This window comes from Acinetobacter sp. GG23 (genome assembly GCF_057766365.1).
Genome location: NZ_JBYMDJ010000003.1, coordinates 401,145 through 418,761 on the forward strand (window position 1 = coordinate 401,145; position 17,617 = coordinate 418,761).

At 36.8% G+C, this 17,617-nt stretch carries 12 protein-coding genes and 3 pseudogenes; 8 read left to right on the forward strand and 7 right to left on the reverse strand.

Annotated features, from left to right (window positions below; translation table 11 throughout):
- Positions 1-38 precede the first annotated feature (38 nt).
- Both AC3CAU_RS08020 and AC3CAU_RS08025 read left to right on the forward strand, forming a co-directional pair.
- Positions 39-6,098, forward strand: coding sequence for a two-partner secretion domain-containing protein (locus AC3CAU_RS08020; RefSeq protein WP_447054243.1), 6,060 nt, complete (start codon positions 39-41; stop codon positions 6,096-6,098).
- Positions 6,098-6,544, forward strand: a complete 447-nt coding sequence (locus AC3CAU_RS08025; RefSeq protein WP_447054244.1) for a hypothetical protein — start codon at positions 6,098-6,100, stop codon at positions 6,542-6,544. The genes AC3CAU_RS08020 and AC3CAU_RS08025 overlap by 1 nt, the downstream gene beginning before the upstream one ends.
- Before the next feature lie 176 nt (positions 6,545-6,720).
- On the opposite strand, the pseudogene AC3CAU_RS08030 reads toward AC3CAU_RS08025, so the two are convergent.
- Positions 6,721-7,318, reverse strand: a pseudogene (locus tag AC3CAU_RS08030) (tyrosine-type recombinase/integrase); the annotation flags it as partial.
- On the opposite strand from AC3CAU_RS08030, the pseudogene AC3CAU_RS08035 reads away from it, so the two are divergent.
- A pseudogene (locus tag AC3CAU_RS08035) lies at positions 7,308-8,078 on the forward strand (recombination directionality factor); the annotation flags it as partial. The pseudogenes AC3CAU_RS08030 and AC3CAU_RS08035 sit on opposite strands and share 11 nt — an antisense overlap.
- A gap of 23 nt (positions 8,079-8,101) precedes the next feature.
- On the opposite strand, the gene AC3CAU_RS08040 reads toward AC3CAU_RS08035, so the two are convergent.
- Positions 8,102-8,527, reverse strand: coding sequence for a GIY-YIG nuclease family protein (locus tag AC3CAU_RS08040; protein ID WP_447054369.1), 426 nt, complete (start codon positions 8,525-8,527; stop codon positions 8,102-8,104).
- A gap of 593 nt (positions 8,528-9,120) precedes the next feature.
- Between AC3CAU_RS08040 and AC3CAU_RS08045 the strand changes: the two genes are divergently transcribed.
- Genes AC3CAU_RS08045 through AC3CAU_RS08060 form a run of 4 tightly spaced genes read left to right on the forward strand, consistent with a single transcriptional unit; the run spans position 9,121 to position 13,675 of the window.
- Positions 9,121-9,882, forward strand: coding sequence for a PP2C family protein-serine/threonine phosphatase (locus AC3CAU_RS08045; RefSeq protein WP_447054370.1), 762 nt, complete (start codon positions 9,121-9,123; stop codon positions 9,880-9,882).
- 21 nt (positions 9,883-9,903) lie between these two features.
- Entirely contained in the window at positions 9,904-10,104 is a 201-nt protein-coding gene (locus AC3CAU_RS08050) for a DNA translocase FtsK (protein ID WP_447054245.1), read from the forward strand.
- A 12-nt stretch (positions 10,105-10,116) separates the two neighbouring features.
- Positions 10,117-11,697, forward strand: coding sequence for a DUF262 domain-containing protein (locus AC3CAU_RS08055; RefSeq protein ID WP_447054246.1), 1,581 nt, complete (start codon positions 10,117-10,119; stop codon positions 11,695-11,697).
- Complete coding sequence (locus AC3CAU_RS08060; RefSeq protein ID WP_447054247.1) at positions 11,690-13,675, forward strand: DUF262 domain-containing protein; 1,986 nt, start codon at positions 11,690-11,692, stop codon at positions 13,673-13,675. The genes AC3CAU_RS08055 and AC3CAU_RS08060 overlap by 8 nt, the downstream gene beginning before the upstream one ends.
- Before the next feature lie 111 nt (positions 13,676-13,786).
- Here AC3CAU_RS08060 and AC3CAU_RS08065 read toward each other — a convergent pair whose 3' ends face one another.
- Together AC3CAU_RS08065 and AC3CAU_RS08070 are read right to left on the reverse strand one after the other, a co-directional pair.
- Entirely contained in the window at positions 13,787-14,710 is a 924-nt protein-coding gene (locus AC3CAU_RS08065; RefSeq protein ID WP_447054248.1) for a hypothetical protein, read from the reverse strand.
- Between the two features lie 184 nt (positions 14,711-14,894).
- Positions 14,895-15,006, reverse strand: a pseudogene (locus AC3CAU_RS08070) (IS5/IS1182 family transposase); the annotation flags it as partial.
- A 256-nt stretch (positions 15,007-15,262) separates the two neighbouring features.
- On the opposite strand from AC3CAU_RS08070, the gene AC3CAU_RS08075 reads away from it, so the two are divergent.
- Positions 15,263-16,219, forward strand: a complete 957-nt coding sequence (locus AC3CAU_RS08075) for a restriction endonuclease (protein ID WP_447054249.1) — start codon at positions 15,263-15,265, stop codon at positions 16,217-16,219.
- 424 nt (positions 16,220-16,643) lie between these two features.
- Here AC3CAU_RS08075 and AC3CAU_RS08080 read toward each other — a convergent pair whose 3' ends face one another.
- The 3 genes from AC3CAU_RS08080 to AC3CAU_RS08090 all read right to left on the reverse strand — a co-directional run bounded on the left by AC3CAU_RS08080 (position 16,644) and on the right by AC3CAU_RS08090 (position 17,579).
- Complete coding sequence (locus AC3CAU_RS08080) at positions 16,644-16,865, reverse strand: STAS domain-containing protein (RefSeq protein ID WP_424619373.1); 222 nt, start codon at positions 16,863-16,865, stop codon at positions 16,644-16,646.
- A gap of 335 nt (positions 16,866-17,200) precedes the next feature.
- Complete coding sequence (locus AC3CAU_RS08085) at positions 17,201-17,320, reverse strand: hypothetical protein (protein WP_488368463.1); 120 nt, start codon at positions 17,318-17,320, stop codon at positions 17,201-17,203.
- A 25-nt stretch (positions 17,321-17,345) separates the two neighbouring features.
- Positions 17,346-17,579, reverse strand: a complete 234-nt coding sequence (locus tag AC3CAU_RS08090) for a SulP family inorganic anion transporter (protein ID WP_447054251.1) — start codon at positions 17,577-17,579, stop codon at positions 17,346-17,348.
- Positions 17,580-17,617: the final 38 nt, after the last annotated feature.

The window sequence follows — 17,617 nt, forward strand, 5'->3', positions numbered from 1 at the left end:
CACTTTAAAAACTTAATTTAAAAATAGAAGTCCTTTCAATGAACAAGAATTTTTATCGCATTATTTTCAGCAAAGCCCGCAATATGTTTATCGCTGTAGGGGAAAATAGTAAAAGCCAAACCAAAGCTGCTGGAGAGAGCGCAAAAATAGCTATATCTAACGAACCTCAAGATAGTACAGCTTTACATCAGCATTGGGTGGTCAAGAGCCTGGTGGCCAGCATGAGTGTGTGGATGTCTTTGGCGCCAGTGTATGCTCAGATTCAGGCAGATCCGGCGGCTAATGCAGCTAATCGTCCAGTGATTGGTGTAGGGACAAATAACCAAGGTCAAAATGTACCTGTAGTGAACATTCAAACCCCAGTGAATGGCGTATCACACAATATTTATAAGCAAATGGATGTGCTCAGCAATGGTGTAGTGCTGAATAATAGCCGAACAGGAGCCGGTTCAGTCCTTGTAGGGAGTGTGGGAGCAAACCCGTTCTTAGCCAAAGGTGAAGCACGCCTCATTTTGAATGAAATCAATTCAACTGCCGCAACCCGCTTTGAAGGAAATCTTGAGGTTGCAGGTCAACGTGCAGATGTAATCATTGCCAACCCATCAGGTATTAATATCAAAGGTGGCGGTTTTATTAATGCCAATAAAGCGATTTTTACTACAGGAAAACCGCAACTGAATGCAGATGGAAGTCTTCAGCAATTCACTGTTGATCAAGGGAAAGTGACTGTTAGTGCAAATACAGGTTCTAGTTTAGGTCTGGGCGGTAATACGAATAATGCGGATTATGTCGATATTTATGCTCGGGCAGTGGAACTGAATGCACAGCTGCATGCAAATAATGAGATAAATGTCATCACAGGCGCAAATACCGTATCAGCTAATCTTGAGAGTATAGAGAGTAAATCCTCAACTGCTGCAGCGCCTGCTCTATCTTTAGATATTAAAAGCCTTGGCGGCATGTATGCCAATAACATCTACCTGATGGGAAATGAAAAGGGCTTAGGCGTCAGTAATGCGGGCACACTACAAGCAGTAAATAATATAGTGGTCACCAATGCAGGTAAAATTGTCCATAGCGGAACGATCTCAACTTCAGATAAAAAGAATGGCTTGATCAGCGTTGCGACGACAGGGACAGGAGCTGATGCAGATATTGATGTAAGTGGATCGGTGAATAGCTATGGTTTGATCAATATTGATTCAGGTAATGACTTAAATCTTAACGCGAAAGATATCACCCTGAATTATGATGCAACGACTCAGAACTCAGCAGCACTGATTATTGGTGCTCAAGGTAATCTAAACTTAGCCACTGGCACCAAAATTAACAACCTAAGTACAAATGGCGACTTATATGTCGATGCTAAAGGAATCAATCTGGCAGCAAATTCAGAGTTACGTAGTAACCGTGGTTCTGCCAATATTAATGCCAATGAAAATTTGGTGAGTAACAGCACAGCAAGACTGATAGCTGCGAAAGATTTAAATTTAACTGCCAACAAAAATCTGAAACTGATAGGAAACACACTACAGGCCACTAGCGGCTCGATTAATATCCAGTCAGCAGCAGAGGAACAGCTACTACAAGTGGATGGTGGAACACTCTATGCCGGTAAAGATTTAAATATCTATGGCGCAGGTGATGTCAGTCTTAAAAACTTAAGTTTTAACCTGGTTAATAATGCTACACGTTTAAAAAATATTAGTGTCTACAGTGGCAAAAACCTGACTTGGGATAATAAAGCTAAGCCTTTGCCCCAAATTTCAGGAAAACTACAACTTGAAGCAAAACAGGGCTTAGAGTTGTCCGGTACTGCAATTTATGCCGCCAATGGCATCGTGACCCAGTCAGATACCTTAAACTTAAACACCCTAGTGAAATCCGATCAGGGTATTGATTTAACCACCCATCATGCCATGTCCCTAGCACAAGGCACATCTTTAAGTGCAGTCACGGATGTAAACTTAGCCTCGTTACAGGGCAGTATCCAGGCGCAAAGCCTAAAAGTTAATTCAACGACAGGCCGTGCATCGATTATCGCGCATGAAAATGTGAGTTTAAACTCGGTACAAGCAACTATTGCTGCATCCCATGCGGATCGTGATGAGCAAATCACCGATAAGAGTGTGATCAATGCAGATCAGGGGATTGTGATTGCCAGTGCGGAAAAAGGCAGCGTAGAAGTGAACTCAGCAGATTTAACTTCAGCTAACGGTGATTTACAGATATTGGGACAAAATGGTGTAAATCTGGACTCAAATACAGATGTGGTGATTCATGGTGATAATGGACAGGACACGGTTCTTACCAACCAACTCACTGCCAAGTCAGTATCAATAGGAACGAAGAAAGGTAATATCGATATCAAGAACACTGCCTTGGTATCGACGGTAGATCAGCTAAATTTAAATAGTGAAGCAGGAATGCTGACTGTTAACAAGAGTACGCTTAGTTCTAAAGGAAATACTGAAATTTATTCCAAGGACATACTGACACTTAAAAATGTAATAGCAAATTCAGATCAACATTTAGCTGTGAATTCTAAGCGAACCTTATATTTAAATGCAGACTATACACCAGCGACAGTATGGGACCCTACTGCAAAAGTGAGTTTAACTTCAAAAGGAGTTTTATCTCTAACGGCGGCAGGCAATCAAGTGATGCAAAATGCCACACTTACAGGTGGAGCTGTTTTACTTGAAACAGAAAATTTATATGTTAAACCTGGGCTCGTCTTTAATGCTACAGGAAGTGATTTATTAAAAAATGATATCGAACTCAATAGTTTGAATGGGGACTTGAGTATACAAACCAGCGGAACAAGCGGTCTAACCATTGATCCAAAAATTATGAACTTTTCTGCAATTGGCGATATTGAATTAATTGCAAAAAATGGGCTTTTAAAACTTGAAGGTTACGGCGGTACGCAAGGCAATGGATCAGAACAAGTGGTTAAGTTTAATACCATAGGTGGGGAAATTAGCCTTGAAGGAACCAAGGTTGCGATTCAAGGAGCACAGCTAGCTGCGAAAAAAGATATTAATATTATTTCAAGTGAAGGCGATTTATTGATTGATGGAGTTAAGAGTTTATTCGTTAATAAAACTTTTGATTCCATTGCTAATGTTTTTTCTAAAGAAAGGTTGGAAAAGTTAGAAGAAAATGCCCCTTATTATTCTCAACAGTTTCAGAGTGATTATCAAAATTTCTTATTCGAGCTTAAAAATGTTTCTAGTATTGTTGAGGAAGATATTCAAGAAAGAAATCCTGAGTTTACATTATTAGGTGTAACAGATGTAAATGATCCATTATTTATGGAGTGGTCATATTTATATAAAAAATTAACAGCTGAAAGATTGAAAAATTTTATTTCTAAGTATCCAGTTAAAATAAAGCAAAACTTTGAAGATAGTTATAATAATGATGTTAATAGACCAACTGCATTGTTTAGCCTTTGGTCATTATATCTTTCGGATAATCCTTATTATTTATTAGATCCACTTAATAGTCCAGAAATATTGAATGATCTATTGTTGAACTATAATTTTTTTTCATCTAATTCAAGTGGGTATGATCATAAAGAATCGAATATTGAAAGTGGTTCAGGTAATATAAATATTTTATCAGCAAAGGGTTTATCTATTAGTGGTGGAGAAATTTCGGCTAAAACAGGACAGATAAATTTAGAGTCGCGTGGAGTACTAGATGATCTATACACATTAACTTCTAATTCTAATACTGCTATAGATCCTAAGAAAATGTCAGCTAGTATGATCATAGATGGGTATACTAACTTCTACGATAAAGGCAATGAAAATGATGCCAACTACAGTATGAGAACTTTGGTAAACCCAACGGTAATTAATGGAGAAAAAGGCGTTAATATAAAGACTATCGGAACGACAGCCAATGATAATTTAATTATGCAAGGTGTTGGTATCGTATCTGAGGGGGATGTTAATATTGAGTCAAATAAAAATATACTGTTCGATGCTGCAATTGAACAAAGTTATGATCGAAGTACAATAACTGAAAAGAAAAGCTCTTGGGGTGGGTTAAAGAAAAAATATATTACTACAGTCTCTGAGAATAATGATGTAAATGCTGCCTCTGTAGATATCTATGGGAAAAATATCAGTATTGAAAGTAAAGACCAAAATCAAGATGTCAGTATAGATATCTATTCTGGGAAATTTACTGCAGATGGTGGAAATATTTCTATTAAAGCAGGCGGTAATCTTAATTTCTATACTGTAGAAGAATCATCAAGTAGTAATGTGGATATCACAAAAAAATCTTCATTTGCAGGGATTAAATATAATACTTCAAAGACCAATGCAACTCGTTCGCAAGTCACAGAGCTACCCGCAACTCTAAAAGCAGATTACATCGGAACTAAATCAGGTTTTGATACGCGTTTAGTCGGAACAGAGTTTGAATACCTAAAAGATGCAACGATTGAGGCGGGTGGAAAACTCGAGTTAATTGCCGCAAAGACTTCTATAACTGAGCTTTTAAAAAAAGAGAAAAATTCAGTTGTTTGGCAATCTATGCAGGATAAAGGCTCAATCACTGAAACTGCACAGCTTCCACAGTTCAATGGTCCTGTTCTACCCACATTTAAAGCAGCTGGGGGCTTGAGTGTTCAAGTTCCAATTTCAGAAAAAGATCAAAATAAAATCGTTATCCGTGATGAGATTTTAAAACTGGCTAATCAGCCAGGGAACGCGTATTTAAAAGAATTCGTAAATAGAAAAGACGTTAACTGGAATACTGTTATTTTAGCTCAGAAAGATTGGGATTATAAGTCACAAGGATTAACAGGTGCTGGTGCAGCACTTATCGTAATTATTGTAACAATCGTCACTATGGGGACAGGAACGGCGGCAGCAGCCGGTGCAGCGGGAGCCGGTGGAGCAGCGGCTGGTGGTACAACGGTCGGTTTGGGTGCAAGTATGCTTGGTACTGCCGGAATTACTACAACTGCTGCAGGTGCAATTGTTCCGTCTGTATTAGGCGCGATGGCAAATGCCGCCGTAACTTCTCTTGCTACTCAAGCGAGTATTGGGCTTATTAATAATGGGGGAGATCTCGGGGCTACATTAAAAGAGTTAGGGAGTAAGGATTCAATAAAAAATCTAGCAACAGCTGTTATAACAGCAGGCTTAATGGATAAAGTTGGAGCGAGTTTAAATATTGAATTCAATGATCTGCCACGATTAGAAAATTTTGCAAACAACTTCATCCAAGGGGTTGGTTCGAATATTATTAGCAATAGTATACAAGGTGAAAGTTTATCAGATACTTTAGAGAAAGCTTTAATCGCAGGAATTTCAAGTTCCTTACAGGGTGAATTTGCGCAAAATATTAAGCAATTGGAAGATGTTAATTATGTGCTACATAAAATTGCGCATGCTGTTGCTGGTTGTGTCGTTGGAGCATTACAGAAAAGTTGTGAGGCTGGAGCGATTGGGGCAGCCGTTGGAGAAGTTGTTGCAGGACAGTTAAATGATGGAAGTAAAATTTTGACTATCGCTGAAAAAGAAAAAATTATTAATCAAAGCAAATTGATTGCAGGTGTGGTTGCTGCATATGCTGGTTATGATGTTGATGTTGCAGCCATGTCTGCAGACATGGCTGTTAGGAACAATAATACACATGAAGCAGTTGTGATGGCAGAGTTAGATGCATTGTGGATCGATTCAGGATATGACAAAGAGAAATATTATGTGGGTGTTGAGAAAATTGCAGAAAGAGATGGCCTTGCTTTAGGAATATTAACATCTTGGATGACGCTTGGGACAGGAGCTTCCGTTTTTTCAGCATTTATTTCACCTAGTTGGAAAGAACTACCTAAGTTTAAACAAAACTATGTAAATGATTACATGACACAATTTGGAAAAGGCGAAGATGGAGCAATAAAGTTATTAGCACATATTCAAAAAAATGGTGTTCCTAAAGATATAGACAGAAAAGCTTTTAGTGCTTATCAGAAACAAATTTTAAATATAGGCGGAAATAAAGCTAAAACAAGTAACTCTAAAGTATTTCAAACAAGAGTTGAAATCCTTAAGAAAGTATTAGGAGAAAAGTAGTGGATATTATAGGTATTTGGGTAGATGAAAATAAATTAATGTTTGTAGATAGTAAAATTGTTATGTGTAATCTTGTTGACATAGATTTTACATCGGAAATGTTATGGAAAATGTGTAATCAGAATTTTATTGAAGAGGAAAACTATAGTGAGATTATTCGATCTGTTTTTTCCCAATATAAAATCAATGGAAAAAATATTATATTTGACCCTAGAGGAAAAATCTTAGAGTTTGATATTTCAAGCTCCATGTATGATTGTTTAGCGTATGAAGAAACAAATGGTTTTTATGATGAATGTGATTGTCCACCACCAGAATTTTGGATTGCATATATTGATGGAAAGATTTTATCTTATATTCCTGAAAAATATTTAGAACTTGCAAATTTAGGGGTTGAAATATCAATGAGTGAAAGCTTACGTTGGTTACCAGTAATTACGAATTAATTTTTAATAAGTTAGGTGGATTATATTCGAGTTAAATTTTTCTTTGTCTTTAGACTTCAAGGTACTTTCTCTTTTTCAAAACCTGTATCAGATCAAGTCGTAACTAATATATCTAATCAAGCTATCAATACTTCTACTTTAAATGGGAGAAGTATTGAGTTTCTGCTGAATTCTGGTTATACATAACAAAACTCAGCCCAATCTGTCATTACACTCTTACGCTTTTCGAGGTATTCTCCACGCAAATAAGCGGTTTCTACCTCATCTGGCAATTTATGGGCAAGTACATGCTCACATACTTCACGCGGGTAATCTCTTTTATCAGCTGACCAGTCACGGAAAGTAGAGCGGAAACCATGCGTGGTAATTACTCGATTCTGTTTCGGGGCAATATAGCCTATGCCATTTTCTTTAAGTTTCTGTTCATGCACACGTTTGATTAAAGCTTTTAAAGATATATTAGAAAGCATTGCGCCATTACGAGGTGCAGGGAAGGTGAAACCTTGTGGCTGAGTATATTCTTGAATTGATTCAAGCAAACTAATTGCCTCTTGAGATAACGGTACCCGATGTTCCTTTTCAGCTTTCATTCTTTCTTTAGGAATAATCTATACTTTATTTTTGAAATTAATTTCCTGCCATTTCGCCCCAAAAATCTCACCAAACCGACAAGCCGTTAAAATTGCAAATTCCAGAGCTTTAGGTGAAATCCCTTTTTTCTAGTCTTAAGTGCTGAATAAACTCAGCTACTAGATTATAAGGCAAAGAGGGATGGGTCAAGCATCCGCTTGATGAACAACGAGCCAAAGCACCGAACCAAAACCAGAAACTCAGAATCATTCCAGTACGAATGATCTTTAATGATCCTGAACTTAATCTTCGAGCTGAGTACAGCTTATTTGATCGTCAGGCAGGTAGACCTATGTGTATCGGCAATGGTGAAACTTGCCAGCGAATGACCAATCAAGGCGTGGAGCAACATTCATGCCCATCTCCTGATTTATGTGCATTGGCCCAGGATGGCAACTATAAACCGTATGGACGTTTACATATCAATTTAGATGAGTCAGATGAGCTGGGCACCTTCATCTTTAGAACCACGGGTTTTAATAGCATTCGCACTTTGGCAGCACGGTTGTGTTATTACCATGCCGCATCGGGTGGCTTACTTTCCTGTTTGCCATTGCAACTTGCATTGAGAGGAAAAAGCACCACACAAAGCTATCGAACGCCTGTGTATTACGTCGATCTAACTTTAAGGGATGGCATCAACCTACAGGAGGCGATTCAAACAGCGAAAGAGATTGATCAGAAAAGTAAGGCTGTAGGTTTTAACCAGAGTGCGCTTGATCAGATGGCACGGCAGGGTTTTGCCAATGCTCGATTTGAAGTGAATGCCGAGGAAGAGGTGGATTTGTTAGAGGAGTTTTATACAGAGGAATCAAAATCAGAGCAACTTGAACAAACCCATGATTTGGCCCATGTACGGGTTCTTCAGAAAGACTTACAACAGTCGGTTCAGGCCTTGAATTGATAAATAAGAGAGCTTATGCTCTCTTATTCATTTAAGCCCATTTTTTCTAATGTTCCTGTCACTGGATTATAATTATATAAGTCTAAAGTGCTGTCTTTAATTCTTAATATTATTTGATCAACTATATTTAAAGGAACTAAAAACCATTCTTGGGGTTTGACTGGATTTCCAAATCTATCATCAATAACAATATCAAGTTGTGCTGATTGCAAAACTTTATGAATAAGCTTTTCTAACTTATGAGGGACAATATTTCCAGGGATAGAATATGTTGCTACGACTTCAACATTAGCTAATAAGTAAGTAGCATCTTTAAGAGCTTCAGTGATACGTTTGTTTACTTTCCCTGTAGTTACACCAATTTTGTGAATAATATTTTTATTTTCTTTAATGTAAGGATGATCAGAAAGGCTCTGTAATACGTATATTGAACCACTTTTAATCTCAATTTCATCTTTTTGTTTATATGGTTTTTAAAATTCAAGTAAGAACATTTATTTGGCGTATGAAAATGTGTAGCTATTTGCTACTCGTTAACACTATTTTTCTGAAGAAAGGAAAAGCCCATTTGATAATCATGTGAGTCGCTCAATGTAAAATTGTATTGATTGAATTTAAATTTTGAAGGTTTGATTTATATTCATGCACTTCCAGATGAATTACATGATGAATAGCACTAACAGATTGTCGTATGGTAAATCTTTGTCACAAATTAATACTGAAAGAAAGAAATCTTATTTTTATCGACATTTCAGCGAAAATACTTTAATCATTTTATAAAATGTTGGTTTGATTGAACTTAATATTCCATATAAACCAAAGAGTCCAAAGCCAAGGTATCGGCTCAAATAATCAATGTAATTCAAAAAATAATTTGTTACATCTTTTGTTATAAAATTAGACATGAACGAAATTAAAAAAGCGTAAAGTAAATTTTATGAAAAAAGCTCATATAAAACAATAATTTATATTAATTTAAAGCTTGATTATGTCTTTTAATTTTGGTAGAAATACAATAATTATAAAGCGTGAGATCGGTGTAATGAATGCTTTTGAAATGCAAGGTCTTACGTGGAAGGCTAGATCGAAGTATCAACAAGATGCCATATTGATTGAAAATAAAATTATTCAACATGATGGACTAATCAGTAAACTATATTGTCATTCTGAACAAGACAAGTGGTGTGTTGCTGTAGCTGATGGCATTAGCAATAGTCTAACAGCAGATCAAGCAGCTTATGCCATTTTAAGTGCTTTAACGCAAAATAGAGAAGTTGAACAATATCAGGCGTTAGCTATTCAGCAGTATCTTGTGGATCAATTGGCAAATCAAAAAGGTAGTTTTGGTGCCAGCTCAACACTCGCACTCATTCATAACGATGCTAGACAAGGTTTTGTGACGATTCAACATCTTGGGGATAGTAGAGTATATCTATTTAGTCAGCATGATCAAAAATGGCATTGTTTGACTAGAGATCATAATTACCTAGAACACTTAAGAGAAAATGGCAAAATAAAAACAGGGGAAAACTACGCAAGTATCTATGATGTATTATTACAATATTTTTGTGCTGATCCTTTGCATGAAGTGTCGGACTTTACAATAGCAGAAGAATTCTTAACACAAAATGATGCCCTGCTAGTCTGCACGGATGGCGTACATGATGTTATGGAGTGTACAGAATGGCCTCCATTAAAAGCAGATATAGAACTTCGAACGTGGTTATTAGAAATGAAAGCCTTATTACATTTGAAGCAGGCTTATGACAATGTCAGCATGGTTTTAGTACGAGCAAGAATTTAATTTATTGGTGATGGATAAATTATGCAATCAGATGATCTTTTTGAACATGCCAAATTATTCACTGAAGAAATGGGTGTGGTTTCGATATCTAGTTTGCAACGTAAGTTTTTAATTGGGCATTCTCAGGCAGAAAAATTGCTGAAGCAGCTGATTGAAGAAAATATTTGTAAGAGCCACTTTGTGCAAGGACAAGGCTATATTTCTCAAAATTACTCGAAGTAGAAAGAGGTGGATGTGGTAATTGAACAAACTAAAAGTGCTTCGAATGAATTAACGATACGAGATCAAAAAGATGTATCGGTAACGCTACTGAGCTTTAATAATTTAGCTAATATGACTTGCCCGCTTGCACTAGATAACTATCAGCGTGCTTATGTCTGGGGCAAGGATAAAGTTGTTCAGCTTTTAAGTGACTTATGTGCCTTTATTCAACCTAATACCCATGAGGATGCCTATTACATGGGCACCTTGCTGTTACACCAAAAAGTTGACCAAAAGCAGAGCAGTCTGTTTGTTATTGACGGTCAGCAACGCTTAACTTCCCTTGCTGTATTGTACTGGTTGTTAAACGGTAAATTGCCAGTACATATTCAGTTTTTCTTCCGCTCATCTCGCTCAATAGTCAATATTCAGCAAGTGAAATGGGTGATGGAAAACTGGTTTAAGGATAACAATATTGATAGAAATGCGTTTACCCATTTATTTGATCGGTTACGTTTTACTGTGATCACTGTTACGAGGGAAGATCTCGCTTTTACCTTTTTTGATACCCAGAATAATCGTGGTGTACCTTTAGGTAGTACGGACTTATTGAAAGCATTTCATTTGAGGGCCATCCAAGGTGATGATTTGCAGCAAGCTGAACAATTACAAAGTATCTGTGCTACACGCTGGGAACAAATACAGTCGCAAGGTGAGCTTGGGAAATCCAGCCGTAATCATGATTTCGCCCCTGAATTTTTCCACTATTATTTATGGAGAGCGCGAAACTGGATAGGCAGTCAAATTGTTGAGCTGAAAAGCAAAGATGAAATGCTTACTCATTTTGGAAAACGTACTAAAAATACAAAACTGGGCGAAGTAATACTATATCCAGTTGCTGAAAACCAGTGGGGACAGACCCTTAGCCTTACGCATAACAATGACTTTTACTTAACCCCTTCTAGTCGACAAGTAGGAGTTAAACCTGCCTATTTACCATTCGCACTGCGCCAACCTATTAGCCGAGGAGTAGGCTTTTTCTTATATGCCGAAAAATATGCAGCGATGCTTAACTTGCTATTCTACAAACCGGGCATAGATCCTGAAATTCAGGCTGTGCAGAAATTTTACAAAGATGTAATAACAACTCTTTCACATTATTTACAAACCTTATTCCGTTTATGTTTACTGGTTTATTTTGATCGTCTAGGGAGTGAAGGGTTATTGCGTTTTACTTTATGGCTTGATCATCGGCTTGGTGAAATTCGTTTATCTCAATCAGATATCAGACGAGAGACTCCAATTAAGTTTTTAAGAGATTCAACGCGTAATTTGCTTGATGTTATTGGCTATGCTTATGAATGTGATGAAGTTATTGATTTTCTAAAACAAGTGGATGTCAGTAAGACTTACAGTTTAAAAGAAGGCTGGTGGAAGGAAATCCAAAGTAACCAACGTGTGCAGGAGCGTTATGTTGCTGCGCTTGCTGAGTATTACAAGATTGCAAGCTTGGATAAGAAAACGGCAGAGTGTATTGAGTGCTCTGTAGAAAGTCAGTTATCTAAACCCAAAAAAAAAATCGATCTAAGGCTTAAAGGAGCTATTAATGTCTGAGTTTCAATCTAGCTTAATCACCTTGGAGGACGTTATTGACCAACAATATTTTTTTAATATTCCAATTTATCAGCGCCTTTATGTTTGGGGTAAAGAACAAATATGTACTCTATTGGATGATATTGTTACAGCATGGCTTGAGGATAAAAATGAGTTCTATTTAGGTGGTACTTTAGTTATTGAAAGGGTTGCTAATGGATTTGAAAATATAAAATATTTCGACTTGATTGATGGTCAACAGCGATTCACCACTTTATGGCTGATTAGTGTGGTATTACAGGAACATCTGGCTGCTTATACAAGAGTGGATACAAAATATGGTGAACATCCCCGTATTAGTTTTTCAATTCGACCACAAGTAACTAAATTCTTTGAAAAGGTATGTGAAGGGTTACCAGCTAGTTTGCCTGAAGCGATGCAGTTGGAAGATGCTTTACAAGAAATTCGTGCTTATTTTGCTAATTATATTGATAAGAAAAAAGCATTGGACAAAAGGGCACTTTCTGAGTTTATTCTGACCAAAGTACAACTGATTCTAACAACAGTACCTGATCACACAGACTTAAATAAGTTGTTCGAAGTTATCAACAACCGAGGTGTACAGTTACAACACCATGAGATATTAAAAGCAAAGTTGTTAGAGAATATAAATTCTCAGGAACGCGAAGCATATGCTTTATTGTGGGATGCTTGTAGTAATATGAATGGTTATGTTGAGCAACATTTAAAAACAACGACCAAACTTGAAACTGTTGTTCTTTACCAAAAAAAATTAGATTTTAAGAATGGTGAAAGAGAGCAGTTATCTAATGCAAAAGCTGTACTAGATGAACTCAAAAAAATGCAGTTGGATAAGGTTGGTGCAAGCATGACGCTTGAAGATATCTTGAATAAAATCGAACCTATTGCTAGGTCGGAAAATGATCTTGATGAAGATCTAAATTCAGTTTTACCTGATCGAATCACTAGTATCATCACATTTTCAATGCTATTACAACATGTCTTAAGAATTTACTTGCAGCAAAGTAAAATGGCTCTACAGCAAGATATCGCAAAAATTTCTGATAAAGATTTGTTGCTTATATTCAAAGAGTATTGGCTTGATGGAAAGCCGAATGAAGCTGATATAAAGCAATTCTTTGAATTGCTTTGGGATGTAAGATACCAGTTTGATAAGCATGTCATTAAATGGATATTGGTTGAGGAAGAAAAATACCATGCGATTCGTCGTATGCGTATTAATTATAATAAGAAGCAAGATGCATGCTATTTACAACGCGAAACTTCTGATGCTTCCCCAGATTTTGCATTATTACAAAGTATGCTTTATCACTCTCAGCAAATGTCAACACAGTACTGGTTAACACCTTTACTTAAATTTTTGTTGGAAAATCATTCAGATGATGCAGAACTATATTTACAGCACCTTGATAATCATTTGTTGTGCAGCCATGCTGATGAACCACTTATAAAGCGAACACATAAATTTTTAGAAAATTTATGGCACGAGGCGGATTTGATTGACCCTAAAGAAAGTTTGGGACAACAATATGAAAATGGAACTCAATATCCGCACTATTGGTTTTATAAATTAGAGTATGTTTTATATCTTAAACTTAAAAGAACGAATAATAGGCTTGTTGACAACTTTAGGATAACTTCTAAGAATTCAGTTGAGCATGTGACTCCACAAAATCCAGAGAGAGTTGAAGAGCGCATTCCTGACGCAGTGTTACATGATTTTGGCAATTTAGCCTTAGTTACTAGAAGTATGAATTCAGCAATGAGTAACGCAGGATTTCGTACTAAAAAAGCAAAATTTGAGGATAAGCACATAGGTGCTTCTTTAAAATTAGAGGAAATCTTTAAAAATAATCAGTGGCAACAAAGTGAAATATTGGCACATCAGGCACAAATGATGGAGGATCTTGATCAATATATGCAACTAATAGGTAATGAAGTTGCATTGAGAAAATAAGTTTATGCGGTAAGTTGTACGGTAAGAGGTTGTGGCTTTTTTAGTTGATCAGCTTGATAGTCAAGAAAAAGGCATCGATGGATGCCTTGGTTTTAAGTGAATCTATTATTTTTATTGTGCTAGGTTTGGAAACACCATGATGTGGTCATTTGGAATCGCAAGTGGTTGAGGCTTAGCCCCTTGTTTGGGAATAAATTGAATCACGGTTTTCTGACCGATTCCCGTGAGCATCACATCAATATTTTTGAAAGATTTATATCCAGATTCAGTAAAGGTCGGTTTTTGATCCAGATAAGCTACAGGTATGGCTTGATCATACGGCGGTTTAACCAGTACATAGGAAGGCCCTGCACTTAGATGAGCAAACTTCATTCCACCATCTAAAATACGGCCAGCTACACCACTAAAAAACAGTGGCATCAGTGCAATCAACCCTAAAAATAGCCAACGCATTTTTCTGTTATGGTCTTCCTGTTGTGCCATAGAAAGTTCATTGCTTGAAGGCAATAGAATGCGACTCACTCTTAACCGTTTGTCATTGTAGAGACCCCAGAGCATAGATTGAAAAAGAATAGTTGCTAGTAGGTTAAGTAATGTGAATGCGGAATGATCTAGACAATACATGAGGGAGATGAACACAATACCGATCAGAGCCAAAAGATAGTGAATAGGCTCTGGTTTAACAAATAGGATTAGTTCATGAGTTCTAGCACGATTTTGAGGTGATCTATATTTTTTTAGCAATCCATGAGCTGGTTTAAATAAAAGCTTGAGCCAGTACACCCCACAGACGCCAAATGAAAGTAGTCCCAGATTGATAAAGCCATAAACTAGTCCAAAACTGGCAGCAAAGATAATAAATAATAGGCTGTCACCAACAGTCACGCCAGAAGGAAAATAATTCAAGCGCTGACAATAGAGAACAAAGCATAGGCCACCTAGAAATGTACTCAGTTTAAAGGCTAGGGATAAATACTTAGAGAAGCCATCAGCACTAAAGTCGATTTTTTGAGGGGGAGGAGAGGGTAATTGCATAAGCATCTACTATTTTTTAGGATGAAAAATATAAAGTAGTCAGCTTTAACAAATTTTAGAATATGGATTATATTGTTTAGCGACAAGCAGTGTCGCTCATGATATTTAGACACTCAATAATCAGATTTTCACGGCTTTATTGCACAAAGATCTAAACATTAAAGCTACCCTAAAATCCTCAAATTTAAGTGACAACGTGAGTGTGAGATCTGCCTAAATCTGAAAAATTTATTTAATACCGCCATACGTACATGAATCTCATTGCCCTGACTTTGAAAATGTCTTGCAATTAGTTTATAACATTAAAGCCTGTAAATCAGGCGTGATAATAACCGCAGGTCGTTATGCTTTAAACAAAGAGTTTTGAGGACATAGCCTATTTACATATACTGTGATTGATGCATTATCAGGCATAGCAGATACCAATAAAAATGGGTTTATTTAGCAGCTCCATGTTCTGATATATCATTTAAAATTTGGTATAGATTAGTTTTAATCCACTTCAATATAAACCCGACATAAACGAGGTATTGAAGGCTATGAGAGAATAGAATGACTGATATATTTCATTATCCACCTGATGTGTTCGAATTGCTGGTTGAAACGATTCCAAGGTTATTCCGAGGAAAGAAAGCTGTTGTGCTTTTTCTCCAAGGGGCAGGTGTTCCACAAGAGGATATAATGGGTGTTATTAGGATTGTACAGACAGATCCTCAGTCAATTAATAAATTTGAAATTGTTCGTAATGTTTTAACGAAAGTAAATTCACGGGGGGATAGTGGGCTTAGTGCTCGTCGTGAAATAATTAAGCGAGTTATAGAGTTTGAGAGTTTTGAAACTTGCTGGCCAACTGACCAACTCAAAGCTAAAGGGTTAGTCGCAAGTATTAGGGAAGCTGTAAATAAGAAAGATTCATTTACTCGGATGAAGCAGGAAAGAAATGCTGAGAGAGATGAACGTCGATTTAGGCAACAAGCAGAACGCATCGCAGCAGCAAAACGACGTGAAGAAATTAATGCTATTAGCCTACGTCTTGCTGCACTCTTTGGTATGGATGACAAACCACAGGAAAGGGGTAAACTTTTAGAAGGAATTCTAAATGATTTATTCCGTGTCTATGGAATTCTTGTGTGTGAAGATTTTCGTCGTCGAAATCCTGATACTTCTGTAGTTGTCGAACAAATAGATGGGGTCATTGAACTAAATGGACAGATTCATCTGGTTGAAATGAAGTGGCTTAATGCATCAGTAGGTATAGGTGAGTTTTCACCACATTTGGTTCGCCTATTTAGTCGTGCTGATGCTCATGGAATTTTCATTGCAACAAATGGTTATGCTTCATCAGTTGTGTCTGAATGTAGAAATGCTCTTAATCAAAAAACTTTATTCTTATGTTCATTACGAGAATTTGTTATGCTGCTACAACGTCAAGATGATCTAGTCGATTTACTTCGTAAGAAATCGCAAGCTGCTATCGTGGATAAAAATCCATTCTTAGAAATTCTGTAGTAACAAATTTTTGAAATAAGTTTTTAATAAATAATTTGTGGAAATATGAAGTAGTAAAAATAACAGTAAAAACTGAATTTTTATTTTATTTATTATTGTTTTTCAATGTATTATGTTTTAAATGTGACTGTCACCGCTTCCGCCAAATATCTAAATAAGCCCTTGTTTTTACAAGGGCTTATTTTTTTAACTATGGTTTTACCCCTCAACCTACCCCACATAACCATTTTTTGAAAAAGAAAATCAAGTTTTTAACATCATTCTAAATGACTTCGAATAATGGATGATAAATTGACTTGAAAAGGTGTTACCACACTTAATTGCCCACTGAACAAACTTTCTCTGATTAATAGCGCTGCTTTCTAACTGATGTACGGCATCATCGACACTTTGTGAATCATAACTAGACTGGGGAAATAATGGACTATTCACATACAATAAGGTGTGCGACTGAACGACGTATTCTTGCCAATTGCAGGTCGATCTGCTGCTCTTGCAAATGCTTAGCCAACGATAGCAACTCTTCAATACTGGTACTATCAAGGCTTGGACACTCTTCAAGATTCAAAATCACATGTTCATAATTTTGCTCAGAAACCTTCTTTAGAATCGTATGACAGATTTTTTCTGCATTGGCAAAAAACATGGAATGATCAGGCCGTGCAATTAAAATAGCATAAGGTGCTACAGCTTCAGGGAAACGGTTTGTGTCTACAAAATCATGCCCACCATTTAGACGTCAAAGCCACGCAATTCGAGGAACAGAGTAGCTTTTTAATAACATTAAAACACTCACAATTACCGCAATCAATAAACCATTTAGCACACCAAAAATAATCACTGCCCAAATCGCAATAATCGACAACAACCGATCTTTATGCCAAATAAAATACTGTTTAAATGGGGGGCAAAATGAAGATGCCCACTTACCGCATATATCACAATGCTCACCAAAACTGGCTCAGAAATATTGGCGATATACTAACGAAAAAACAGCAAAAAAATCACCACTGCCAGCGCTGCCACCCATGCCGATTTTTTGCTTTTTGCTCCTGCAGACTCATTGGCTGAAGTCGCTGAATAGCCTGCGCCAACCGCCATTCCCTTAAACAATCCTGAGCAAATATTACTCACCCCCCAATGCAGTCAGTTCACGGTTTGGCTCGCTTGAATTATTGTATTTTAGGGCAGAGGTACGAATTGATGTATAAGATTCGGCATAAATAATCAGTGCAACTGCCAGCGAAATTTCTACTAGTTGCAACCAATTATTCATATTCAAATGAGGTAAGTTAAAACTCGGTAGAATAAACTCAAAATGCCCAACAGAACTAATTCCCCATTCCTGGGTATACCCCATAACATTTAAACCAATACCTAAAATAATCAACAAAAAAG

Bases quoted from the DNA above. Each gene is read 5' to 3' on its own strand.
- AC3CAU_RS08065 (WP_447054248.1), bottom strand. From the start codon at position 14,710: ATGCAATTACCCTCTCCTCCCCCTCAAAAAATCGACTTTAGTGCTGAT.
- AC3CAU_RS08075 (WP_447054249.1), top strand. From the start codon at position 15,263: ATGACTGATATATTTCATTATCCACCTGATGTGTTCGAATTGCTGGTT.
- AC3CAU_RS08045 (WP_447054370.1), top strand. From the start codon at position 9,121: ATGAATGCTTTTGAAATGCAAGGTCTTACGTGGAAGGCTAGATCGAAG.
- AC3CAU_RS08090 (WP_447054251.1), bottom strand. From the start codon at position 17,579: ATGGGGTATACCCAGGAATGGGGAATTAGTTCTGTTGGGCATTTTGAG.
- AC3CAU_RS08085 (WP_488368463.1), bottom strand. From the start codon at position 17,320: ATGGCGGTTGGCGCAGGCTATTCAGCGACTTCAGCCAATGAGTCTGCA.
- AC3CAU_RS08020 (WP_447054243.1), top strand. From the start codon at position 39: ATGAACAAGAATTTTTATCGCATTATTTTCAGCAAAGCCCGCAATATG.
- AC3CAU_RS08080 (WP_424619373.1), bottom strand. From the start codon at position 16,865: ATGTTTTTTGCCAATGCAGAAAAAATCTGTCATACGATTCTAAAGAAG.
- AC3CAU_RS08050 (WP_447054245.1), top strand. From the start codon at position 9,904: ATGCAATCAGATGATCTTTTTGAACATGCCAAATTATTCACTGAAGAA.
- AC3CAU_RS08060 (WP_447054247.1), top strand. From the start codon at position 11,690: ATGTCTGAGTTTCAATCTAGCTTAATCACCTTGGAGGACGTTATTGAC.